The 21,707-nt window shown below is 69.9% G+C and carries 20 protein-coding genes and 1 pseudogene; 10 read left to right on the plus strand and 11 right to left on the minus strand.

Annotated features, from left to right (window positions below; translation table 11 throughout):
- Positions 1-14: 14 nt before the first annotated feature.
- On the plus strand, positions 15-1,361 hold the full coding sequence (locus OZ403_RS11745; RefSeq protein WP_268784240.1) for a hypothetical protein: 1,347 nt from the start codon (positions 15-17) through the stop codon (positions 1,359-1,361).
- A gap of 55 nt (positions 1,362-1,416) precedes the next feature.
- Here the strand turns inward: OZ403_RS11745 and OZ403_RS11750 are convergent, their stop codons facing one another.
- From OZ403_RS11750 to OZ403_RS11760, 3 genes are all read right to left on the minus strand, one after another.
- The gene (locus tag OZ403_RS11750; RefSeq protein WP_237078226.1) at positions 1,417-2,067 is read right to left on the minus strand and encodes a hypothetical protein; all 651 of its coding nucleotides are present in this window, start codon (positions 2,065-2,067) and stop codon (positions 1,417-1,419) included.
- A gap of 214 nt (positions 2,068-2,281) precedes the next feature.
- Positions 2,282-3,091 carry an SAM-dependent methyltransferase gene (locus OZ403_RS11755; RefSeq protein ID WP_268784241.1) on the minus strand — a complete coding sequence of 270 codons (810 nt, stop codon included), beginning with the start codon at positions 3,089-3,091 and terminating at the stop codon, positions 2,282-2,284.
- Positions 3,092-3,095: 4 nt separating this feature from the next.
- On the minus strand, positions 3,096-4,193 hold the full coding sequence (locus OZ403_RS11760; RefSeq protein ID WP_268784242.1) for a Kelch repeat-containing protein: 1,098 nt from the start codon (positions 4,191-4,193) through the stop codon (positions 3,096-3,098).
- Between the two features lie 101 nt (positions 4,194-4,294).
- Here OZ403_RS11760 and OZ403_RS11765 point away from each other — a divergent pair, with 101 nt between their 5' ends.
- Complete coding sequence (locus tag OZ403_RS11765; protein WP_268784243.1) at positions 4,295-6,520, plus strand: fused MFS/spermidine synthase; 2,226 nt, start codon at positions 4,295-4,297, stop codon at positions 6,518-6,520.
- 1 nt (position 6,521) lies between these two features.
- Here the strand turns inward: OZ403_RS11765 and OZ403_RS11770 are convergent, their stop codons facing one another.
- Both OZ403_RS11770 and OZ403_RS11775 read right to left on the minus strand, forming a co-directional pair.
- A complete protein-coding gene (locus tag OZ403_RS11770; protein ID WP_140797851.1) occupies positions 6,522-7,547 on the minus strand; it encodes a methyltransferase in 1,026 nt (341 codons plus the stop codon).
- Positions 7,548-7,668: 121 nt separating this feature from the next.
- Positions 7,669-8,697 (minus strand): kinetoplast-associated protein, encoded by a 1,029-nt coding sequence (locus OZ403_RS11775; RefSeq protein ID WP_268784244.1) that lies wholly within the window; start codon positions 8,695-8,697, stop codon positions 7,669-7,671.
- 283 nt (positions 8,698-8,980) lie between these two features.
- Between OZ403_RS11775 and asnS the strand changes: the two genes are divergently transcribed.
- Positions 8,981-10,381 (plus strand): asparagine--tRNA ligase, encoded by a 1,401-nt coding sequence (gene asnS / locus OZ403_RS11780; protein ID WP_140853750.1) that lies wholly within the window; start codon positions 8,981-8,983, stop codon positions 10,379-10,381.
- 47 nt (positions 10,382-10,428) lie between these two features.
- Here asnS and OZ403_RS11785 read toward each other — a convergent pair whose 3' ends face one another.
- The 5 genes and pseudogenes from OZ403_RS11785 to OZ403_RS11805 form a co-directional block, all read right to left on the minus strand.
- A complete protein-coding gene (locus OZ403_RS11785) occupies positions 10,429-12,144 on the minus strand; it encodes a CotH kinase family protein (RefSeq protein ID WP_237081839.1) in 1,716 nt (571 codons plus the stop codon).
- A gap of 68 nt (positions 12,145-12,212) precedes the next feature.
- Positions 12,213-12,713, minus strand: coding sequence for a heavy metal-responsive transcriptional regulator (locus OZ403_RS11790; RefSeq protein ID WP_237078228.1), 501 nt, complete (start codon positions 12,711-12,713; stop codon positions 12,213-12,215).
- Positions 12,682-13,122: a hypothetical protein gene (locus OZ403_RS11795; protein ID WP_140789557.1), complete on the minus strand. Its 441-nt coding sequence runs from the start codon at positions 13,120-13,122 to the stop codon at positions 12,682-12,684. Before OZ403_RS11795 ends, OZ403_RS11790 begins: the two co-directional genes overlap by 32 nt.
- A gap of 60 nt (positions 13,123-13,182) precedes the next feature.
- The gene (locus OZ403_RS11800) at positions 13,183-13,893 is read right to left on the minus strand and encodes an abortive infection system antitoxin AbiGi family protein (protein WP_268784245.1); all 711 of its coding nucleotides are present in this window, start codon (positions 13,891-13,893) and stop codon (positions 13,183-13,185) included.
- Positions 13,894-14,244: 351 nt separating this feature from the next.
- A pseudogene (locus tag OZ403_RS11805) lies at positions 14,245-14,397 on the minus strand (tyrosine-type recombinase/integrase); the annotation flags it as partial.
- 56 nt (positions 14,398-14,453) lie between these two features.
- Between OZ403_RS11805 and OZ403_RS11810 the strand changes: the two are divergent.
- The 3 genes from OZ403_RS11810 to OZ403_RS11820 all read left to right on the plus strand — a co-directional run bounded on the left by OZ403_RS11810 (position 14,454) and on the right by OZ403_RS11820 (position 16,123).
- Positions 14,454-14,714, plus strand: coding sequence for a hypothetical protein (locus OZ403_RS11810; protein ID WP_268784246.1), 261 nt, complete (start codon positions 14,454-14,456; stop codon positions 14,712-14,714).
- Between the two features lie 181 nt (positions 14,715-14,895).
- Positions 14,896-15,519, plus strand: a complete 624-nt coding sequence (locus OZ403_RS11815) for a hypothetical protein (RefSeq protein WP_268784247.1) — start codon at positions 14,896-14,898, stop codon at positions 15,517-15,519.
- A gap of 307 nt (positions 15,520-15,826) precedes the next feature.
- A complete protein-coding gene (locus OZ403_RS11820) occupies positions 15,827-16,123 on the plus strand; it encodes a hypothetical protein (protein ID WP_140789566.1) in 297 nt (98 codons plus the stop codon).
- Between the two features lie 3 nt (positions 16,124-16,126).
- Here the strand turns inward: OZ403_RS11820 and OZ403_RS11825 are convergent, their stop codons facing one another.
- Entirely contained in the window at positions 16,127-17,503 is a 1,377-nt protein-coding gene (locus tag OZ403_RS11825; protein WP_140789568.1) for a cytochrome P450, read from the minus strand.
- Between the two features lie 149 nt (positions 17,504-17,652).
- On the opposite strand from OZ403_RS11825, the gene OZ403_RS11830 reads away from it, so the two are divergent.
- The 4 genes from OZ403_RS11830 to OZ403_RS11845 all read left to right on the plus strand — a co-directional run bounded on the left by OZ403_RS11830 (position 17,653) and on the right by OZ403_RS11845 (position 21,689).
- Complete coding sequence (locus OZ403_RS11830) at positions 17,653-18,066, plus strand: energy transducer TonB (protein ID WP_237080316.1); 414 nt, start codon at positions 17,653-17,655, stop codon at positions 18,064-18,066.
- 69 nt (positions 18,067-18,135) lie between these two features.
- A complete protein-coding gene (deoD, locus tag OZ403_RS11835; RefSeq protein WP_140789570.1) occupies positions 18,136-18,855 on the plus strand; it encodes a purine-nucleoside phosphorylase in 720 nt (239 codons plus the stop codon).
- Positions 18,856-19,115: 260 nt separating this feature from the next.
- Positions 19,116-20,711: a penicillin-insensitive murein endopeptidase gene (locus OZ403_RS11840; protein ID WP_268784248.1), complete on the plus strand. Its 1,596-nt coding sequence runs from the start codon at positions 19,116-19,118 to the stop codon at positions 20,709-20,711.
- A 96-nt stretch (positions 20,712-20,807) separates the two neighbouring features.
- Positions 20,808-21,689, plus strand: a complete 882-nt coding sequence (locus tag OZ403_RS11845; RefSeq protein WP_268784249.1) for an alpha-ketoglutarate-dependent dioxygenase AlkB — start codon at positions 20,808-20,810, stop codon at positions 21,687-21,689.
- Positions 21,690-21,707: the final 18 nt, after the last annotated feature.

Raw genomic sequence — 21,707 nt, forward strand, 5'->3', positions numbered from 1 at the left:
CGCCCGAAGAGGTCATGGCGACGCTGCGCCAACTGGAGACGGCCCGGGCGCGCGGCCGCGCCAGTGCGATGGACAGCGAGTTGGAGGCGCAGTCACGGGCGCGGCCCGGGGATTTGATGCCGCGGATGTACCGGGCGTGGCTCACCTTTCCCTCGGACGCGTGCTGGAACGAGCTGAAGGCGCTCTCCACCCTGGACCCGGAGAATCCGTGGCCCTTCGTGGGCATGGGGCTCATCTACGTGCGCTGGGGGCTGCTGGCGGAGGCGCGGCCGCCCATCGCCGCCGCCCTGAAGCAGGCCCCTGGCTTCGCGCCGGCGCTGTGGGCGCAGGGCGTGTTGCTCCAGGCGGAGGGCAAGCCCGCGGAGGCGGAAGTCCGGCTGCGTGAGGCGCTCGCCCAGTTGGATGCGCCGCAGATTCGGACGTCCCTGGCGATGTTGCTGGCGGGGATTCCCGAGCGGGAAGCGGACGCGCGCGCGGAGCTGACTCGGACGGTGGAGGCCTGGCCCGAGCAGCCCGAGGCGCTGCGGAAGCTGGCGCAGCTGGCCCGGGCTGCCAACGACGTGCGCGCCGCGGCGACCGCGGGCGAGAAGTTGGTGGCCCTCAAGCCCCGGGACAAAGAAGCGCACCGGCTCCAGGCCGACCTGTGGCTGGCCGCCTCGGAGAAGGAGAAGGCGGCCGGGTCGCTGGAGCGCTACGCGGAGCTGGGCGGTGTGGAGCCTGCGTCCCTGGGGTTGCTGGCGCGGTTGTACCGGGAGCTGGGCCGCGCGGAAGCGGAGGACAAGGCCCTGGTCCGGCTCGTCGCCGCCGCGCCAGAAGACCCGGAGCCGCTGCTTCGCCTGGCCGAGCTGGCCGAAGCTCGCGGAGATTCCAAGGCGGCCGAAATCCACCTGGTGAAGGCTTCCGAGCGAGCGCCCGCCCGCGCCGACATCCATGTGCTGCGGGCCCGGTTGGTGTTGAAGCAGGAGCGTCACCAGGATGCCCTGGCCGCCTACCGTGCGGCGCTGGCGGCCCCCGAGCGTCAGGTCGCCGAGGCCGAGAGCGAGGCCGCCGCGCTGGTGCGTCACTTCCGGTTGCCGTCGCAGCCCGCCCGGGGGACCCAGGACCAGATCTACAACCGGGTGTCACTGGGCCTGGTCGCGCTCTACATGAACCGGCTTCAGCAGACGCCGGGCATCAAGGGCAACCTCAAGGTTCAAGTCCAGGTGGACGCGTCTGGCCGGGCCACCGGCGTGACGGTGCTCTACGACAGCCTCAACGAGGCGGTCATCACCGGCCACGCCCACTTCGCCTTCATGGACGCGCAGTACCCGCCGGGGCCCGACACGCCCGTGTTCCAGTACGTCTTCCGTCCGCCGAAGTGAGCCACGGACCCGGCCGTGCCTGTTCTGGCTCGGCCGGGCCGGTGGTCGCGGTGACTTACGGGTTGCGCTGCTCGGTGCCGCTGCCGCCGTAGCCCTGCACCTGATTGCGCATCCGCTCCCAGGTGGCGCGAGCCTGCCGCTCCTGCTGCTGCTGCGACTGGAGCTTGCGCTGGGACTCCTCCACCTTGCGCTGGGCGTCCGCCGTAGCGGAGGAGAAGTCGGCCTCGGACAGGTTCTGGGCGCGCACGTCCTGGTTCGCCTTCAGGGCCTTGTATTCGGCCTGGCTGAGCTTCGCGTCAGCCACCGCCAGCTCGTTCTCACGCAGCTCCTTCTGGGCCTCCAGCGTCTTGATGGCGTGCTCGCGGTACCTCACCTGGGCCTGGGCCGCGCTCATGCTGGAGTCCGCGCTTTTCAGCTCGGCCTGTGCCTGGGTGATGTTGCTGCTCTGTCCGGTGGCTTTGGCGGCCTTCAGCGCTTCGTTATGCGCTTCCCGGCGGGCTTTGGCCGCGTCCTCGTTGCGCTTGGCCACCTCCAGCTCCCGGCGCGCATCATTGAGGGCCACGTCGGAGCGGGTCACCTCCTCCTGGGCCATGCGCAGCTGTGTCTGGGCCTCGCGGACGTCGCCCAGCTGGTCCTCCGGTACCCGGGCCAGCCACGACTCGTCCACCTTCGCTGAGCGCGTCGAGCTGCAGCCAACGCTTGCCACCGACAGGGCCGCTCCCATCATCACGCCCGCAAAGACCCGACGCCTTCTCGATTGAAACATGCTCCGTCTCCTCTCCGTGTGCGCGTGTTGCCTGCAAAGACGGTAGTCACGCGCCGCTGGGGAGGCAGACGGCAGGGAGGCGTGTCGTGGCGCTGCCCCGGCGGGGATGGGCGCGAGCGCCTGCCAGCACGCTCGCTCCACCCGGTGGGGACGGTCAGCGCTTCTCCAGGACGACGGCGTAGAACTCGATGCCTACGCCCTCACGGTCTTCGTCGGTGATGTGCTCCGGGGGCAGCCCGAGGAACTCGCGCACGGGCAGCACGCCGGTGGCATCCCGGGCCCAGGGGCCACACAGGTCCAGGTACTCGGGCAGGGAGTAGAGCTGGAAGGACTCGCCCATCTGCCGGAACATGCCGACGAATTGCTCCCACTTCGGGGTGCTGAGGTCCGGTGACTTCGTCTCGAAGGTGGTGAACAGCTTCGAGCCCGGGGCTGCCCAGTCGTACAGGTCGCGGAAGAACTGGCGGTTCTCCTCGGCGGACAGGAACACGGTGATGCCATTGGCGCCGAAAGCGACGCGGCGCTCTCCCCCCAGGAAGGCATGCACGTCCGGCCGCCGCAGGAAGGCGCCCGCCTGGCGGATGTCGCATTCCATGTAGCGGACGCGAGGCGTGTCCCCCAGCAGATGGTGGGCGGTGGTGATGGTGAGCGGATTGACGTCGCTGTAGAGCACGCGGGCGTCTGGCAGCACGGCGTGGACGTGGTCGCCGGTGGGCAGCCCCGACGCGAAGTCCACCCAGTGGTGGAAGCCGTCGGCCGCCAGGCGCTGCGCGGCGGTGCGCAGGCAGGCGCGCAGCATGCGCACCCACTTCCGGGTGGAGGGCACCAGCGAGAACATGTACTCCGCCGCCTGCCGGTCGGCTTCGAAGTGATGCGTGCCCCCCAGCGTGTAGTCGTAGATGCGGGCGGCGTTGGGGACGTTCGGATTGACGCCCGGGATTCGGGCGAACGCTTCGGTATCCATGCGGTCAGGGCCTCCAGTGTATCGACGTGGTCTGCGGCATTCCTTCGGGGCCGGTGCGGATGAGGCCCACCAGCAGGAAGGCGCCGTCCTCCAGGGCGGCGACGTGGTGGTCCGAGAGGGGCGCCGCCAGGCGCGGCCCGGGAGTCCATGCACCCGTCTGGGGCGCCCAGAGGTCGACGGCGGCGGACGCCGCGGCATCGTTCTGCCCGAGCCCGCCGAAGGCCGCCGCCCGCCCATCCGGCAGCGCGGCCAGCTTGAAGCTGGAGCGGGGGTGGGCCAGCGCGCCGGTGGGCGTCCACTGTTCGCTCGCCGGGTCCCACACCTCCGCGGAGCCGAGCAGCTCGCCCTTCCTCCATCCGCCCATGACGAGGATGCGCCCGTCCGACAGCGTCACGCCCTGGTGGCCGTCTCGGGATTCGGTGAGGGGGTGGCTCGTCTTCCATTCGCGCGTGTCGCGCTGCCAGACCTCCGTGCACTGGTCGAGCGGCGGGGCGAAGTGGACGCCGTCGACCACGGCGAAGCCGAAGCCGTTGTCCCTTCCGCCCGCGATGATGACGCGCTCGCCGCTCACGCACACCGGACCGGGGTGGAACAGGCGCACCGTCTGGCCCGCGAGCTCCCACGCGTCCGCGCCGGGACGGAGCAGCTCCGCCCGCGTTCCCCGTTCCATGTCCTCATCGAAGTCGGAGCCCAGGACGAGCACCGCGCCATCCGGCAGGGCCACCGCGACGGGCCTGGCTCTCGCCGCGAGCAGGGGCGGACCGTCCCGGAAGCGGCGCGTGTCGGGCTCCCATACCAGCGTGCTCGCCAGCTCCAACTCGGTGGTGTTCCTCCCGCCGATGATGAGCACCCGCCCGTCGGGCAGCGCCACCGCGGCATGGCCCTGGCGCGGTTGGGGCATGGGGGCAAGCACCTCCCAGGCATCGGTAGCCGCGTCCCACCGCATCGCGCTCGTCACCGTCATGGGGGTGCTGCCGCCCCCTTGGGCATGCCATTCCTGCCCGCCGACAACGAGCGCGCCGCCGGCGACGCCCGTGAGGGTGAAGCTGTCGAGCCAGAGGCCCTGGTAGGGGAGGCGCTGGAGGTCGGGGCGTGCGGACATGGCGCCATCGTATGCGCCGGGCGCGATTTCCCGCACCTCGGGTGGTTCCCGCCAGCACGGATGGGCGCACCGGACGGGGATGGTACAGTCGCCGCCACCGCATGGCTCTTCTCCCCGCGTCTCGTCTGGATGTGCTTCGCGCTGCCCTCCTCGTGTTGGTGACGAGCTGCGCCACCCTGGTGCTGGAGCTGGCCGCCGCCAGGTTGCTGGCGCCCTTCATCGGGGCCTCGCTCCACACGTGGACGAGCATCATCGGCGTGGTGCTCGCGGGCATCAGCCTGGGCAGCTACGCCGGAGGCCGGCTGTCGGAGCGGGGCGCGTCGTTCCGGTGGCTGGCGGGCCTCACCGCGCTGGGGGCGGTGCTCGCGCTCCTGCCGCTGGGGTGGGTGGCCGTGCTGGGGGATGGCGCCGCGCTGCGCCCCATCCCCGTGCTGCCGCGCACCTTCCTGCTCACCTTCCTGGGCTTCTTCCCCGTCAGCTTCGTGCTGGCCATGGTGACGCCGCTGGCGCTCCGGCTGCTGCTGCCGGACCTGGGGCGCGCGGGGCGCATCGTGGGCCTGCTGTACGCGCTGGGCACGCTAGGGAGCCTCGCCGGCAACTTCCTCACGGGCTTCGTGCTGGTGGCGTGGTTCCCCGTGCCCACCATCGTCCTCACCGTGTCGGGCGCGCTGCTGCTGTGCGCGCTGCTGGCGCTGCCCAAGGCCTCCGTGTCCGCGCCCCCCGTCGAACCGGTGGCCCCCGCGCCCGCCGGCGCCGTGGCGGCAGCGGACGCCGCGCCGTCCTCGACGGGCGTGGACCTTCGCGCCCGGCCCGTGCTGGCGTGCTTCCTGGTGGCCAGCGCGAGCTTCTGCACGCTCGCCATCGAACTGGCGGCCAGCCGCATCCTGGCGCCCACCGTGGGCGTCTCCCTGCTGAGCTGGACCGGCATCATCGGCGTGGTGCTGACGGGCATGGCGCTGGGCAACTTCGTGGGCGGCCACCTGGCGGACCGGTGGCCCCGGCAGGAGGTGCTCGCCGGCTCCATGCTGCTGGCGGCGGCCAGCTGCCTGCTGATTCCTCCCATCCACCAGTGGCTGGTGCTGAAGGGCCACTTCGACGGCCTGGGCCTGCAGGCGCGCATCGTCGCGTACACGGCGGCGGTGTTCCTGCTGCCGGTGACGGCCCTGGGCACGCTCTCCCCGCAGGTGCTCCGGCTGGCGCTGGCGGACGTGGAGCGGGCGGGGCGCACCGTGGGCCGGCTGTACGCGTGGAGCACCGCGGGCGCGCTGCTGGGCTCGTTCCTCACCGGCTGGTGGCTCATCGCGAAGGTGGGCGTCTACCCGCTGGTGATGGGGGCCAGTCTGGGCCTGGTGGCGCTGGCGGCCTTCGTGGGGCAGGTGTGGCGGCGGCCCCGCTTCGTCGGCGCCACCGCGGGCACGCTCGCGCTGGCGGGGACGTTCGGCGCGCTGGGCCTGTTCGCGTCTCCGTGCACGGAGGAGACGGACTACTTCTGCATCAAGGTCAACCAGGTGGAGCATGACGGCCGGCGGTTGCTGGCCATGCAACTGGACCACCTGACGCACACCATGGTGGACCTGGAGGACCCGTCGTACCTGGGCTACCCGCACGGGTACATCCACTCGGAGGTGGTGCGCCACGTGGCCGCGCGCACCGCGGAGCCCCGGGTGCTGGTGATTGGCGGCGGCGGCTACGTGGTGCCGCGCTGGGTGGAGACCTACGTCCCGCAGGTCCGGATGGAGGTGGTGGAGATAGACCCGGCCGTGACGCGCATCGCGCTGGAGCGCTTCGGCGTGAAGCCGGACACGCGCATCACCTCGTTCAGCCTGGACGGGCGGCAGTTCCTCCAGGAGATGGCGGAGCGCGGCGCGTACGACTTGATTGTCCAGGACGCGGTGAACGACTTGTCGGTGCCCTACCACCTGATGACGCGCGAGTACGACATGCTGGTGCACTCGCTGCTCAAGCCGGACGGCCTCTACCTGCTGACCGTCATCGACGAGATTCCCCGGGGCTCCTTCCTGCGCTCGGCCCTCCGGACGATGCAGGACGTCTTCCCCCACGTGGAGCTGCTCCACGATGCACGCAGTGGCTCCAAGGGGCAGGGCGTCTACATCGTCGCGGGCTCGGCACGGCCCATGGAGCTGGAGCGCCTGCCGGAGCTGCTTCGCGGCCTGGGCATCGAACAGCCGCGCACGGGCCGGGTGCCTCGCACGGAGATTGACGCCTATCTGGCCGCGGGCCCCGCGTTGCTGCTCACGGATGACTTCGCTCCCGTGGACAACCTGCTCGCGGAGCTCTTCCTCCTCCGCGAGCAGGTGGCGCCGTAGCTCAGCGCTTCACGGCTTCGATGATGCACGTGCCGGCCTGGGTGGGGCGGATGCCCACCAGCTCCCAGGAGGTCCGGGCCAGCAGCGCCTGGAATTCGTTGGCCGTGCGCTCCCGTCCGTCCACCAGCACCATCATGTTGAGGTCCAGCAGGGGCACGGGGGAGGGCGTCTGGTTGTCGGGCATCACCAGCTCCAGCACGAAGAGCCGGGCTCCCGCGGGCGCCGCGGCATGGAGGTTCCGCAGGATGGCGGTGGCGGACTCCTCGTCCCAGTCGTGGAGGATGTGCTTGAGCAGGTAGGCCTCGGCGGAGGGGAGGCCCGGCTCGAAGAAGCTGCCGCCCACCAGCTCCACCCGTCCCTGGAGGCCCTGGGCCTCCAGCGGGGCCTTCGCGCCTTCGAGCACGTGCGGCAGGTCGAAAAGAATGCCCCGGCAGGAGGGGTTGGCGCGCAGCACCTGCGCCAGCAGCGCTCCCTGGCTGCCGCCAATGTCCGCCACATGGGCGAAGGGGGAGAAGTCGACCTGTTGCGTCAGCTCGTGGGCCACCAGGGCCGACAGGTTGCCCATGGCCCGGGCGAAATGCTCCGCTTCTTCCGGGTGACGCGCGAAGTGCTCCCAGATGTCGGTCCCCAGGGCGGCGCGCACGGTGGACTTCCCGGTGCGAACGGCCTCGATGAGCTGCCCCCACGGCAGCCAGTGGGCGCGGTCACTCTGCGCGATGGCCACGTCCCGCAGCGAGCCGGGGATGTCCGAGCGGAGCCCTTCGCCCATGGGCGTCAGGGCAAAGGTCCGCTCACCGACCTCCTGGAAGATGCCCGCGGGGATGCCGCCTCGCAGCAGCCGGTACAGGCCGTCCGCGCTGATGCCGAGCTCGTCCGCCAGCGCGTCACTGCTCCGCGGGCCCTTGGAGAGCAGGTCCGCGATTCCCAGACGGGCCGCCGCGCCGATGACCTGGGTGAGCCAATAGCCGCCGATTCGCTCATAGAGTAGCTGCGTGGGAAACGGAGTCCCGCCGGGCGTCTTGTCCATGCTTGGAGTCTAACAGCGCTCAAAGCCTGTCATCATCGGGGATGTAGGCAATAAGCCGTAATTCGAGACTCCCCGGCGGCGCCACGACAGGGCGCGGCGCCAGGGAGCCCACCGCGCCGGCCTACTTGCCCTTGCTGTAGTCGCGGCTGGCGATGACGCCCTGGACCTCGGCCAGCGCGCGGGCGCCGGACGCGGACTCGAGCGCCTTCTCGGCGATGGCCTGGACCTGGCGCTTGGCCTCGGCCAGCTCGGTCTGGAGCATCTGGAGCGCCTGGGCCTGCTTGGTGGCGGTCTCCTTGAGCGAGGAAATCTCCATGGCGGCGACGCGCTGCGCCGTCTCTGCGTCCTTGGTGGCGAGCGTGAGCTTCAGCTCCCACTCGGACTTCACCCGGTTGCCAGTGATGGCCGCGGCGGTGTCCGTCTCCTTCTTGAGCACCAGCGGGAAGTCCGCCACCTGCTTGCGCAGGTCCTCCAGCTCCTTCTCACGCAGCTTCAGGGCGTCCTCGCGGGTGGCCCAGTCCTTCTCCAGCTTCTCCTTGCGGTCGCGCTCGGTGGCGGCCTGCTGGCGCAGCGATTCGGCGAAGGCGTCCTGCTCCTTCTTGCGCTGGAGCTGGGTGTCATAGGTGTACTCCTCCTCGGTGCGCTTGCGAGCCACCTCGGTGGCCTGCCGCTCGGCGGACTGGTCCGCGGCGGCCTTCGCGCGGGTGTCCTCGATGTCCTTCTGGAGCCGCTCCATCTCCGCCTCGAGCTCGGCCTTCTTCTTGTCGTACTCGGCCACGAGCACGTCGATGGCGCTGGCGGCCACGTCCTTGCCGTGCAGCCCGTTCAGCTCCTCCGTCTTGAGCTGGATGGCCTCGTCGAGCTGCTTCAGCTCCTCCACCAGCGAGATGACCTGCTCGTTGATGCCGGCCAGCGTCTTGTTGATGGTGAGGCCCGCCTCGGTGACTTTCTTCACGGCGGATTCGGCGGTGAGGTTGGACACGTCCGCGAGGACGTTCTTCGCGTGGGCCTCCTGCGCGTCCTGCTCCTTGGTGGAGACGATGGGCTTGTTGCGCGCCTTGCGAGCGAGCTCCTCGAAGGCGGCCTTGGTGGCCTCGGTGGAGCGGTTGCGGGCGACGACGTTGCGCTTGGACGTCTTGCGAGTAGCCATGTGACTCTCCAGGTAGGGCACGGCCAGGGCAGGCCGTGAGGCCCGCGAGGGACGTGAGGGTTTCGTGGAATCGCTGGCCCCCTTTTCGGGCGACCATGGGAGAAAGATACCTGGGGGGTCTGACACGGTTGGCCGGGTTTCAGGCGGCCTGGCGGGGTGCTTGGAGCCCCCAGAAGCGCCTCTGGGCGGCCTGGGTGGCGACGCTTGGGGAACAGCGCCCTTGTCCTCGGGGCCGGGGCCCGGCTAACTCGCAGTCCCCGAAACGGCTCAAGGGAGAGCGTCAATGCAGGTCGTCAGTGTGAAGAAGGCCCTCGCGGGAGGGGTGGAGGAGGGGACGAAGGTGGAGGTCCGCGGCTGGGTGCGCACGCGCCGCGACTCCAAGGCGGGCATCAGCTTCGTCAACGTCAGCGACGGGTCGACGTTCGACCCCATCCAGGTCGTCGCTCCGAATTCGCTGCCCAACTACGAGAAGGAAATCCTGCACCTCACCGCGGGCTGCTCGGTCATCAGCCGAGGCACGCTGGTGAAGTCCCAGGGCAAGGGGCAGGCCTACGAAGTCCAGGCGGATGAAGTCCAGGTGCTGGGCTTCGTGGATGACCCGGACACGTACCCCATCCAGCCCAAGCAGCACACGCTGGAGTTCCTCCGCGACGTGGCCCACCTGCGCGTGCGCACGAACACGTTCAGCGCGATTACGCGCGTGCGTCACCGCGCGGCCATGGCCGTCCACCGCTTCTTCGACGAGGAGGGCTTCTTCTGGGTGAACACGCCCATCATCACCGCGAGCGACGCGGAGGGCGCCGGGCAGATGTTCCGCGTCTCCACGCTGGACGCGGTGAATCCGCCGCGCACGCCGGACGGAAAGATTGACTGGCACAAGGACTTCTTCGGCAAGGAGGCGTACTTGACGGTCTCCGGCCAGCTCAACGTGGAGGCCTACGCCCTGGCCATGTCCAAGGTGTACACGTTCGGCCCCACGTTCCGGGCGGAGAACTCCAACACCACGCGGCACCTGGCCGAGTTCTGGATGATCGAACCGGAGATTGCCTTCGCGGACCTCAACGACGACGCGAACCTGGCCGAGCGCTTCCTCAAGTATGTCTTCAAGGCCGTGCTCGCCGACTGTGCGCCGGACCTGAAGTTCTTCGAGGAGCGGGTTCAGAAGGGCGTCACCGAGCGCATGGAGAAGTTCATCAACTCCAGCTTCGAGCGTATCGACTACACCGAGGCCGTCGAAATCCTGAAGAAGGCCAAGAAGAAGTTCGAGTACGCGCCCGAGTGGGGCAAGGACCTCCAGACGGAGCACGAGCGCTACCTCACCGAGGAGCACGTGGGGCGGCCGGTGGTGGTGATGAACTACCCGGAGGCCATCAAGTCCTTCTACATGCGCGCCAACGACGACGGGAAGACGGTCGCCGCCATGGACGTGCTCGCCCCCGGCATTGGCGAAATCATCGGAGGCAGCCAGCGCGAGGAGCGCCTGGACGTGCTGGACCAGCGCATCCAGAAGTTCGGCCTGAAGCCGGAGGGATACCAGTGGTACCGCGACCTGCGGCGCTACGGCACCGTGCCGCACGCGGGCTTCGGGCTCGGCTTCGAGCGGCTCATCGTCTACATGTGCGGTCTGCAGAACATCCGGGACGCGATTCCCTACCCGCGCGTGCCGGGCTCCGCGGCGTTCTAAATCGCCGTCCGAGTGTCCCCTCCTTGATGGAGGGGACACCCACCCATTCAGGGCAGCTGGCTCTCCAGCGCGCCCCAGCGGGTCCGAATCCACTGGCGCACGTACTCGACTTCCTCCTCGTAGGAGTTGAAGTCCTGGCGCGTGTGCCAGTGGGGGAAGTTGCCGTGGCCGCCCCACGGGTCATTCGGGTCGCCGAAGTTGCGGTGCTTCTCACCCCACTTCGCCCAGTCTCGCCGCGCGGAAGGCGCCGTCTCCTGGACGTAGCCGTCGATGAGGGCCCGCATGACCTCCACGTTCAGCGTGTCGCGCAGCAGCGCCCGGTAGCGCTCGCGCATGGGCCCGGCGATGGTGGGGTCGGCCAGCATGCGCTGGAAGAGCAGGTTGTCCTCGCGGAACGTGGGGCGCGCCGTGGGTGAGGTCCGGGTGGTGTCGTAGGACTGCCCGAAGCTCGCGTCCAAGTCCCAGGGGATGAAGCGCCAGGGGCCGCCGGTGGCCGGGTCGTAGGCGTGGTAGGCATTCTTCGCCTGCGAGTCCACGCCCAGGATGAGCGTGTTGAAGATCCACCAGTCCTCGTAGTCCCGCGCATTCATCCGCTGCGGGAAGCCGGCGCGGAAGGCGTCCGCGTCCGAGTCCGCGATGAAGGCGGTGAGCGCTTCCAGGGGCGCGAAGGCGCCAGGCTCGCCTTCCTCGGGAGCGCCCTCCGCCTTCTCGAAGCCTTCGTGGAGGCTGCTCTTGGGCGTGCCGTCCTTGCGCAGCCGCGAGAAGTTGGCGCGGTTGTCCACGGCCTTGAAGGCGTCCGCGTCCTTGTCGATGCCGTGCGCGGCCATCAGGCGCTTGTTGACGTGGTCCGCCACCGTGTAGAGGCCGACGTATTTGTTGTTGGCGTAGAGCACCGCGCTGTATGTGCGCAGGTGGATGTGGCCCGGGCTCATCCGGCTCCACACGTCGAAGGCGAGCCGCGAGCGCATATAGGAGTTGTCATTGAACGTGGTGATGAGCACCACGCGCTTGCGGTCCTCGAAGCCGTTTCCGAAGACAGGCTCGGTGAAGAGGTCCTCGTCCGGGAACTTCAGCGTGAGGCTGCGCTTGGGGAACACGCTGGAGGTGGCGCCCCGGTACTTCGCCTCCAGGTCGAAGCGCTGGCTCCGGTAGACGAGTTGCACCGGCCGGTAGCCGCCCGCCGTCAAGCCGCCCTCGTAGGAGAGGTGGAACACCGGCAGGCCGAACTCCTCCGTGTAGGCCGCCGGGTCGACGATGGGGACGTTGCCGGGCGCGGACTCGTTCTCCGCCACGCCGACCTTGAGCGTGCCCGTCTCGCCGGTGCGCTCTTCCCGGAGCGTGAGGTGCCACACGGCGGCCTGGTCCTTGCCGGGCGTCCAGCTCAAGGTGCCCGTGGCCACATCGAACCGGGCGCCGGGCGGCAGGTTGTCCACGACGAAGCGCGTGTCCGGCGCTGCGTGGCCGGTGGTGCACGTCACGGTGGCGGAGACGGGCTCGCCCTCGAGCACCCAGCGTGGCTCGCCCGCGGTGGGGGCGCAGAGGTTGGACTGCGGCGGTGGGCCGCCATCGGGCTCGCCGCCGTCCGGAGTGCCTGGGCCGGTTCCCGAATCGGGTGTCGTCCCTCCGTCCGTGCCATCGGGAGGCAGGCCCGCGTCGGGACGCGTCCCGTTGTCAGGGGCCTCGCTGGAGGGGGCCGGAACGCCACGGCTTCCGGTGTTGCCACCGCATGCCACCAGCAGCCCCGCGACTCCGGCCAGAAACATCCTTGGAAAGCGTTCCCCTCCCACCTGGTCCCTCCCCCTCGAACAACGCCACGTCACGGTTCGCAGGATTAACCATTCCGTGACGTGCCTGGCACCCCCCTCGGTGTCGGCCGTTGTCGGCTCGTGGACGCCGCCGGAGGGAGGGCGCCCAGTGAGGCAATGACGGGGCATGCGGTGTCGGGTGGGCAACCTCCCTGCGCCAGCAGCTTCTGGATGGCGCGCTTCATCCGCTGGAGGTCCTTCACGCGCGCGTCGATGGCCTGGAGCTTCGCCGCTGCGAAGGTCTCCACCTCGGAGGGCGAGGGGATGCGCCCGTCCGACATCGCGAGGAAGGCGGCGACCTCCCGCAGCGTGAATCCCAGCTCCTGCGAGCGCCGGATGAAGCGCACGCGCGTCACGTCCCCGGGGGTGTACTCGCGGTAGCCGCTCTGCGTCCGGCGGGGTGGGGGCAGCAGCTTGCGCCGCTCGTAGAACCGGAGCGTGGGAATGCCCACGCCCGCGGCCCGGGCCAGCTCGCTGATGCGGAGGGGGGCGGCGTCAGGCCGTCTGGGAGCGGGGCGCGTGGGCATGGTGGTTCCTCCACCACTGGAGGATGGCACCCCCCTGGACGAAGAACCACGTCAGTTCCAGCGCGAGCATGACCGCGAGGATGCCCGTCTGACCCGATGCGAACGCCACGCCCATCCACAGCGAGAAGCCGGCGCGGCCCAGGGTGTCCGCGGCGCCCAGGGCGGGCTCCGGCTTCCACAGGCGCAGCAGGGACCACACGGTGACGATGGTGCCCATCAGGCTCACGAAGAAGAGGTGCATGGGGCCGAACTCCGGCGGAGAGGCGCCGGGCAGGCCAAGGGCGACATGGAGGTGGTGCAGCTTTTCCAGGAGCCAGCCCGCTGTCCACGGGGTGGCGAACGGGGCGGTGACGACGAGGTCGTAGAGGGCGCTGGCCTGGATGATGCGAGTGGGTTCGTTCCGGTTCATGCGCGGAACGTTACGGTCTGCACCAAGGTGCAGGGTCAAGCGCCCTTGTCTAGCAGGGCGCTATCCAGCCTTGAGGCGCACGGAATCAGAGGCGTGCTTCGCGAGCGCCTCGGCGATCTGGTCCGACTTCCACAGCGGGTCCAGGCAGGGGCAGAAGTAGCCGGGCCCCGCCTTCTCGCGCACGGCCCAGGCGAAGAATTCGCGGGCGGTGTCGTGGAGCTCCTCGGGGAGGAAGAGGGCGGCGACGTCGTACTCGGTGAAGCGGAGCAGGCCCGGCACGCGCCACTCGCGCTCCCAGTCGAAGCGGTAGCTGTAGGGCGCGTTGTGGTGGTCGCCCTGGATGTCCACGAAGGGCGTCATGGACCAGATGGGCTCTTGCTGGGGCGAAGTCGCCGCGAGCGCGCGCTCCACCTGATGCTTCAGGGCGAGGTGCGCGGGGGAGGCGTACTGGACGTACCAGACGGGGCCGCCGCCCTGGGAGAGGATGTAGCTCTTGCTGAAGCCAATGCCATACAGGCTGCGGCGCTGGACGAGCCGGGCGAGCTGGTCCAGGGGAATCTCGCTGAAGCACACGGAGCGGTGGCGCTCGGCGACGGCGGGCTCCCGGCGGGCGAGGCCGAAGCCCTCGGCGCCGGGGATGAGCGTCCGGGCGCCGAGGATGCTCATCATGTTCTGGTAGGCGTCAAGATAGGGCGGTCCCGGCTTCGTGAAGTGAACCACGAAGTCAGACATGTCTCGCCACTGTGGATTCGTCTGGTAGCCGAGCATCATCCCTACTCCGCAGGCAATGTCCCGGACAGCGCGGGTGGATGCAACTCGAACGACGCGTGGCTCGCCGTGCCTGCCTGTCTGGCATTCGGGGGGACGGCGCCGTGTCCTCGCCTACCTCGCCCTGCGGTCAGGCAGGTGCTGGAGCGCTTGAAACTGCCCGTGGACGTGACGCCTCTTGCACCGGCACGAGGGCCGCCGCCGCCAGGCTTCTGGCCGTAAGGGCCTCACCCCTCAGCCCCCCAGCCTTCGGCGCCGCGCTCTCCCGCCCCACGCTCGGCAGCGGTGTGTCCATTCACGTGCCGCAGGGGCCCCGCCCTCTCTGGACGGACCACGCGAAGGGGCGCTCTTGTCCGTCCGCTCGCGTCCGCCCTTCGGTGAGCCCGTTCTCCCGCGCCAGATGGTGCGCCGCACGTGCAGCTTGCCGCGCTGAAAGTCTACGCCGCTCCACTGGAGCCCGAGCAGCTCGCCCTGCTGCAGCCCCGTCTTGAGGGGCACCAGCAGCAGCCGGGCGCTCAGAACTCGCCTGAACATCCGGCGGCTGCCGCGCCTTGGCATGGTCCATGCCGGCCACGCTGACCCGTTGCGGGGAACGGACCGGCCTTATGGACCTGCCCGCCGGCGCGGCCGCTCGCAACCGTGTCGGCCTTGTCTGTTCATTCGCGGCCGGGCGGCGCGCCGGCGTCGTCGCCGTGGCCGAACGACGCATCTGGGCTGCGCCGAACATCCCCCGGCCGTTGTGCCGCTCGGCGGGAAGGCGCTGGCGGCGGGCCGGCATTGCGCGGGAAGTGCGCGACCTGGGCCGGGCGCGCATTTCCCGCTGATTTTTTTCACATCGCCTGCGAGAGTGAAAAGTGCGCCATTTCAGGTTGTCGAATTTTTGGATTTTGCGGCCATGGCCCACCTGCGGGCGGCGTCAAAGGCGCGGCTCGCGACGCGCCCGGCGAACCCATGGCCTTACCTTGCCACAATGCTTGACGCGCGATGGAATGGATGAGGTCGAACATGTCTGGAAAGTCGGTGCTGGCAGCGTCGCTTGTCGCCTTGGCCTGCGCGCCGGCGACCGCGCAGACGGGGCAGTGGTCGCAGCCGACGAAGACCGAGCAATGGTCGCAACCGCCGCAACAGCAGCCGCAGGCCCAGCAGCGCCCGCAGGCGCAATCGCCCGCCCCGACGTCGTCCGCGCCGGGCGAGGGTGGGCCCGGCCAGTCCCAGCCGGGCCTCTGGTCCAGCCCCACCACCACCCAGCAGGTCGATCCCCGGGCGATGGACAATCCGGAGGTCGTCCAGCCGCAGGGCAAGGTCCCGGCCGGCATGGTGGGGCGCTGGAATCTGTGGGTGCCGGGCGGCATCTGGTACAGCGCCGACGGCAGCCGCATCTATCGCAACTATACGCAAGGCGCCGCCATGAACAGCCTGACCATCCGCGCCAACGGCACCTACAGCTGGGGCGGGACGACGGGCCAGCTGACGGAGATCCGCCCCTGGTTTGCGCAACCCGGCGAGCGCTATTTCGCCGTCCAGCTCGATGCCAACCTCAAATACATGGCGCGCCACGATGCGGGGAAGGGCAAGATCGACCTGTTATTCTGGGGGGTGGGCGGCCACGCGGCGACCGGCACGCGCTGAGGCGTGCGGCGGCGCCTCAGCGGCCTCCGCGCCCGACCCGCGCGCTGCGATGCCGCGGCCGCTGCGGGGGCGCGGCATCGCCTGCGTTCGCGGCTCGGCTGCGGCGCCCATGCCGGCCCCGTCGCATCATCCCCCGAGCACTGCGTCAGCAGCGCCGCAGGACTCTCGTAACGCGTGGCCCGAAGAACGGGGGCAGATCACTCCCTCAATCTGGGCGTGCACCCGTCTCCTGAAGCGCGGGGATGGCGGTGATTCCTGTGTATGCTCCCGTGCTTTCCACCGCAGTGAGTACAGGGAGGTCTGGCACATGAAGCTGCACAACGTGTTGCTTGGAGTCGTGGCAGCGGGGCTGATGATGGGGTGCGGCGGCGCCGCTCCCGAGGACATGCCCGAGACGGAGGCGCAGGAGTCGGCGCTGTCGACGTGCGGCTACGTCCAGGGGCCGGAGTCCTATGTCTCGTCGGAGGAGGCCTGTGAGATGGCGCTCCACTTCGCGCCGCAGTTCTGTTCGGGGCTCGGCGGGGTGCGGTCCATCACCAACCGCTGCCTCATCACGGACGGGCCGCCGTATCTGGGCTCCTACCGCGTCTGCTGCAACCAGTAATCCTCAGGGCCGCGAGGCCGTGACCCAGACGCCGGGCCTGGGGCGCAGGGTGATGGCGGGCGTGGGGTGGATGACCTGACCCGGCGTCAGGTTGAGCCGGACGCGTTGGAACAGGGTGGCCAGCACCAACACCAGCTCCATCAGCGCGAATTGGTTGCCAATGCACTGGCGCGGCCCTCCGCCGAACGGGAACCAAGCGAAGCGTGGACGCGCCTGCTCCTGTTCGGGGAGGAAGCGGTCCGGGTCGAAGCCTTCTGGATTGTCCCAGATGCGCGGGTGCCGGTGCGTCACCCAGGGCGCGAGCATCAGATGGGCGCCTTCGGGAATCCGGAATCCGCACACGAGGTCCTCCTCGGTGGCGATCCGGGAGAGGGTCCATGCCGGCGGATAGAGCCGCATGGATTCGTCCACCACTCGGCGGGTGAGTTCCAGCCGGGGCAGGTCCTCGTGCGTGGGGTTGCGGCCTCCCAGTTCACGTGCCAGCTCTGACTCCATGTCCCTGCGCACGCCCGGGTGCTGGGACAACAGCATGATGGTCCATGCCAGCGCGCTCGCCGTCGTTTCATGGCCGGCGATCAGCACGGTCAGGACCTCGTCGCGGAGCTGCGTGTCGCTCATCCGCTCGCCCGTGTCGTCGTCGTGTGCCTCCATCATCATCTGCAGCAGGTCGTGGTGCTCACTCCCCTCGCGCCGTCGCTTCGCGATGATGCCGTGCACCACGCGGTCCAGGCTGCCGACGTCGCGCTCGAATTGCCGATGGGCGGGAAGCGGTAGGCGCAAGGGAATCGGCACGGGTTGCGTGAGCCGCTTGTAGACAAACACTTGCATCCGGCTCAGCACCTTCGCGATGTCACGCGCGGCGCTGCTGACGTCGGCGCCGAACAACGTCGTGCTGGCGATACGAAGCGTCAGGCGGGTGAAGTCCTCGGCCACATTGAACGCGGCGCCCGTGTCGGCGCGGGTCTCCAGCGTGGCGGCGAGGTCCTCAGCCGCGTCCACCATGGTGCTCGCGAAGCCCGCGACGCGTTGGCGATGGAAAGCGGGTTGCGCGAGCCGGCGCTGCCGCAGCCAATGGTCACCCTCGCTGGTGAGCAGGCCGTGGCCCAGCAGTTCTCGAAGCACCATGAATCCGCGTGACTGTTTGCTGTAGTTGCGCGCATGGTCTTGAAGGACGTGGCGCACGCCATCCGGGTGCGCCACCAGGATGAGGCAGGCGGGCCCCATGGGGAGGCGCACCACGTCGCCGTATTCCCGCACCTGGGCTTGCAGGAAGTGGAGCGGGTCCTTTCTCAGGGCACGGAGATGTCCGAGCAGCGGGGCTCCTGGTGACATGGGCGGAAGGGGCGCCGCGGTCGACGCACCCGCTGGATGGATGGACATGGCCGCGAGCTTCCTTCCTGGCAATGAAGCCTCATGCTGGGCATGGGGTGTTCATCCCCGGCGGGAAGCGCATCCGGGCCCGGCTCCGGCCCGTTGGAGGGCGCACGCTGGCGGACTAACATTGGCCTCTTCTTGACGAGGGAACGCTCTTGGAAACCCTGTTCCGAAATGGTCGCCTGGCGCTCGCCGCCGTGCTCGTCCTGGCCCTGTCGCCCATGGCCCTGGCCGCCGCGGGCAGTCCGCAGCTCCAGGCCTTCTTCCAGCAGGATCTGACCAGCGCCGACTACCAGCAGAAGGTCTACTCGCGCGTCGCGGGGAAGTGGCGGCAACCCGGCGCCAAGGGCACGCCCGGGTTGGGAAAGAAGACGGTGGTCCGGGCCGTGATTGGCCGGGACGGCAAGCTCCTCTCCGCCGACGTGTCCACGGAGTCCGGTTCGAAGACGTGGGATGCCGCCGCGCTGTCGGCCGTGAAGAAGGCCGCGCCCTTCCCGCCGCTGCCGGCGAGCTTCCCCGGCGCCACGTTGGATGCCCACTTCCACGTGGCCTGGGTGGCCGGGCCCTGAACTCGGGCGACGCACTGCGGTTGATTGGGGAGGGCGCTCCCGGGCGGGCACGCGGTATATGGTGCGCCCATGGCGACTCCTCATATCTCCGCTGCCCCTGGTGACTTCGCTGACGTGGTCCTCATGCCCGGCGACCCGCTCCGGGCTCGTTACATCTCCGACCGCTTCCTGGAAGGTGCCCGCGAGGTCACCTCCGTGCGCAACATGCTCGGCTTCACCGGGACCTTCCGGGGCCGGCGCGTGTCGGTGATGGGGCACGGCATGGGCGTTCCCTCCATCTCCATCTACGCCACCGAGCTCATCAAGACGTATGGGGTGCGCGTGCTCATCCGCGTGGGCAGCTGCGGCGCGCTGAGCACCGACGTGAAGGTCCGGGAGGTCATCGTCGCGACGGGGGCCGGCACGGACTCCAACGTGAATCGGATGCGGCTGATGGGGCATGACTTCGCCGCGGTGGCGGACTTCACGCTCGCGCGCCGGGCCATGGAGGCGGCGGAGCGGCGCAACAAGCCTGTGCGCGCCGGCCCCGTCTTCACCTCCGACCTCTTCTACCACCCGCAGGAGCAGCTCAATGCCACCCTGGCGCGGATGGGTGTCCTGGCCGTCGAGATGGAGGTCGCCGGCCTCTACGGCGTGGCCGCGGAGTCGGGCGCCCGCGCGCTGGGGCTGCTCACGGTGTCGGACCACATCATCACCGGGGAGAGTCTCACGCCGCAGGAGCGGCAGACGACGTTCGACGAGATGATTGAGCTCGCCCTGGACGTCGCACACGCCGAACCCACGCCGTAGCGCCTTGTCGGAGGGCAGGCGGGCAGGGTGCCTGTCCGCTCTGAAGGTACGAGAGGGCCGCTCTCGGAGCGCTTTCCAGCGCCGGGGGCGGTCAGATTTCCCGGACGGTGCTTTGTGCCCAGCGGGATTCCGGGCCATCCTCCGGCCCGGTGCGTTACCCAATCTGGCTCCTCCTCGTTTGCGCCGGCTGTGCCGCGCGTATCTCCCCCCATGCTGGCACTGCGCCGGCCGCCGCCGTGCGTGCCCAGGACTCCGTCCCCGTGGCCGCCGCCGAGCCGCCACCAGAGGCTCCGCCGCTGGCGTCCGCTCCCGCCGCCGAGCCGGTGGCAGAGGCTGCTTCCGAGCCCACGTCCACCACGGATGGCTGCGCGCTGAGCGCGGAGGACCTGGAGTCCGAGGAGGAGGAGCTGGCCGAGGGCGAGGGCGACGACGGCGAGAAGGAGACGCCGGACGCCGTGGCCGCGGGCGCCGCTTCGACAGGGCCGCTCTACACGGCTGACATCTCCGATGCGGAGCTGGCGCGGCGGTGGAAGGACGAGATTGCCTCGCTGGGCTCCATGGCCGTGGGCTTCGCGCACAGCGGCCGGCTGGTGAACGCCAGGCAGTTCCCCCAGGGGGACGATTGGATCGTGGTCACTCCCGCGGGCGCCTGGGCCACCGAGGAGACCGTCAACTACCTGGCCGAGGCCATCCGCGACGTGCGCGCCCGCTTCCCGAATGCGCCTCCGCTGCGGGTCAATGGGATGAGCCACAAGGAGGGCGGCTACATGCGCCCTCACAAGAGCCACCAGAACGGCCGTGACGTGGACGTGGGCTTCTACTACCCGACGGTGGACCCCATCCGGACCCGCGCGCGCGAGCACGTCATCGACGTGGGCATGAACTGGGAGTTCATCCGCTCGGTGCTCGTGAAGACGGACGTGCAGATGATTCTCGTCGACCGTCGCGTGCGGAAGGTCATCTACGACCACGCCGTGCGCGCGGGCGAGGACAAGGCGTGGTTGGACTCGATTTTCAATGACGGCCCCACGGGCGTCGTCCGGCACGCCCGCGGCCACCGCGACCACTTCCACATCCGCTTCCACAATCCGCGTGCCCAGGAGCTGGGCCGTCGGGTGCAGCCGTTCCTGGCGCTCCAGCCGGAGCACAATGTGACGACGCACCGCATCCGGAACGGTGACACGCTGGGCGGCATCGCGCTCAAGTACGGGTCGTCGGTGGCGATGATCAAGAAGGCCAACCGGATGAAGAACAACTTCCTGCGCGCCGGGAATCGGCTGTCCGTGCCCCTTCGCGGGCCCTGTACGAACTGTCCCGTGCCGCCGCCGTTCGTGCTGCCCACCCGGCGCCTGCCGCCGGACGCGGTGGCTCCGGCGATGGTCGCCGCCGCTCCCTCGGCGAAGGCGGAGAACGGTTGTGCGCGGCCGGAGGGGGCTGTTGCGCGGGAGGCGGCCACGGTCGTTCCCGTGGTGGGCGCGGCCTCCGTCGAGGCGGCTTCGACCGTGTTGTCCTCCGCTCCCGCTGGGGCGTCGGCTCCGGTGGTGAGGTCGGCTGTGGGGACCTCCGTGGACGTGGCTGCGGTGAAGCCTGCTGCAGGGACGTCCGTCAATGTGGCTTCGACGGTGAAGCCCGCGAACGCCGTCAACGTGGCGTCGACGGTGGTTCCCGCCGCGGCGGAAGGGGCCTCGGCGACGACGCCCGCCGCCACGGATACCGCAGTGGCGCATCCCGCTTCCGCCAAGCCGGCTCCGGCGGAGCAGGCCGCTGCGTCCAGCCCGGCTCCGGCGGCGAAGCCCACCGTCGTACCGACGCGCGAGAAGGGCGAGGGCGCCGCGGGCATCACTCACGGCCGCTGACCTGTCCTCCACCGGCCATGCAGGCTTGGGCCCCGTGTCTCCCATGTGGTGACACGGGGCTCGTTCGTTCCGGAGTGTGGTAGGCACGGGCCGTCCATGGCGTTTTCACCGCACAAGGGCCGCTCGCTGGCCCACAAGGCCCGTCAGCGCTCCCCCGGCCACCACTACAACGCGAGCTTCATGTCCGCCGCCGACCGCGCGGAGGCCCTGCGCTGGCTCGCGACGCTCCACCCGCTGTGGGAAGAGCGCTACTCCAAGCACTTCCCCCCGCCACCGGGGCAGTCCCAGCGGCGGCTGCTGCGGCCGGTGTACTGGCTCGGCAACTGGCAGTTCGCGTGCCTCGACTACTACCACCCGCCCAAGGGCATCCTGAACCGGTGCGTCCAGGCCGAGCCCTTTCCGGCGGTGCTCCAGCGCCAGGTGACGAAAATCGAGGAGCTGGCGCGGCGGATGTACCGCGGGCCGGACATGCCTCCCCGCTGGCACCTCAACACCTGCCTGGTGAACTTCTACGGGAGCCGGTTGGAGGACGGGCGCTGGGTGGACACCGCCCGCGTGGGCGAGCACAAGGACTTCGAGCCGGGCCCCGTGGCCTCGCTGTCCTTCGGTGAGCGTGCCCTCATCCAGTTCGTCACCTCCACCCGCCCGGGCGAGCGCGACGCGGTGGTGCTGGAGCAGTGGCTGGATGACGGCTCGCTCCAGCTCTTCGGTGGCGCGCGCTGGAAGGACCAGACGTTCCACCGCGTGCAGCGGGTGGACACGCGCACGGGCAAGACGCTGGCCCCGGAGCTGCCGGACTTCCACACCCGCCGCATCAACCTGACGTTCCGCTACGTGCCGGACGAACACGTCATTCCGTTCGCCGCGCTCTCCCCCGAGGCGCGCGAGGACGTGCGGCCCTACATGGCGCAGCTCGCCCAGGGCAGCGCCTTCTTCCGCGATGCCCTGGCGCGCGAGGCGCCGGGCACGCCGGCCTGACGCAAGGCAGCCCCGCGC

The sequence above is a fragment of the Myxococcus sp. NMCA1 genome (assembly GCF_026810205.1).
Lineage (GTDB): Bacteria > Myxococcota > Myxococcia > Myxococcales > Myxococcaceae > Myxococcus > Myxococcus xanthus_A.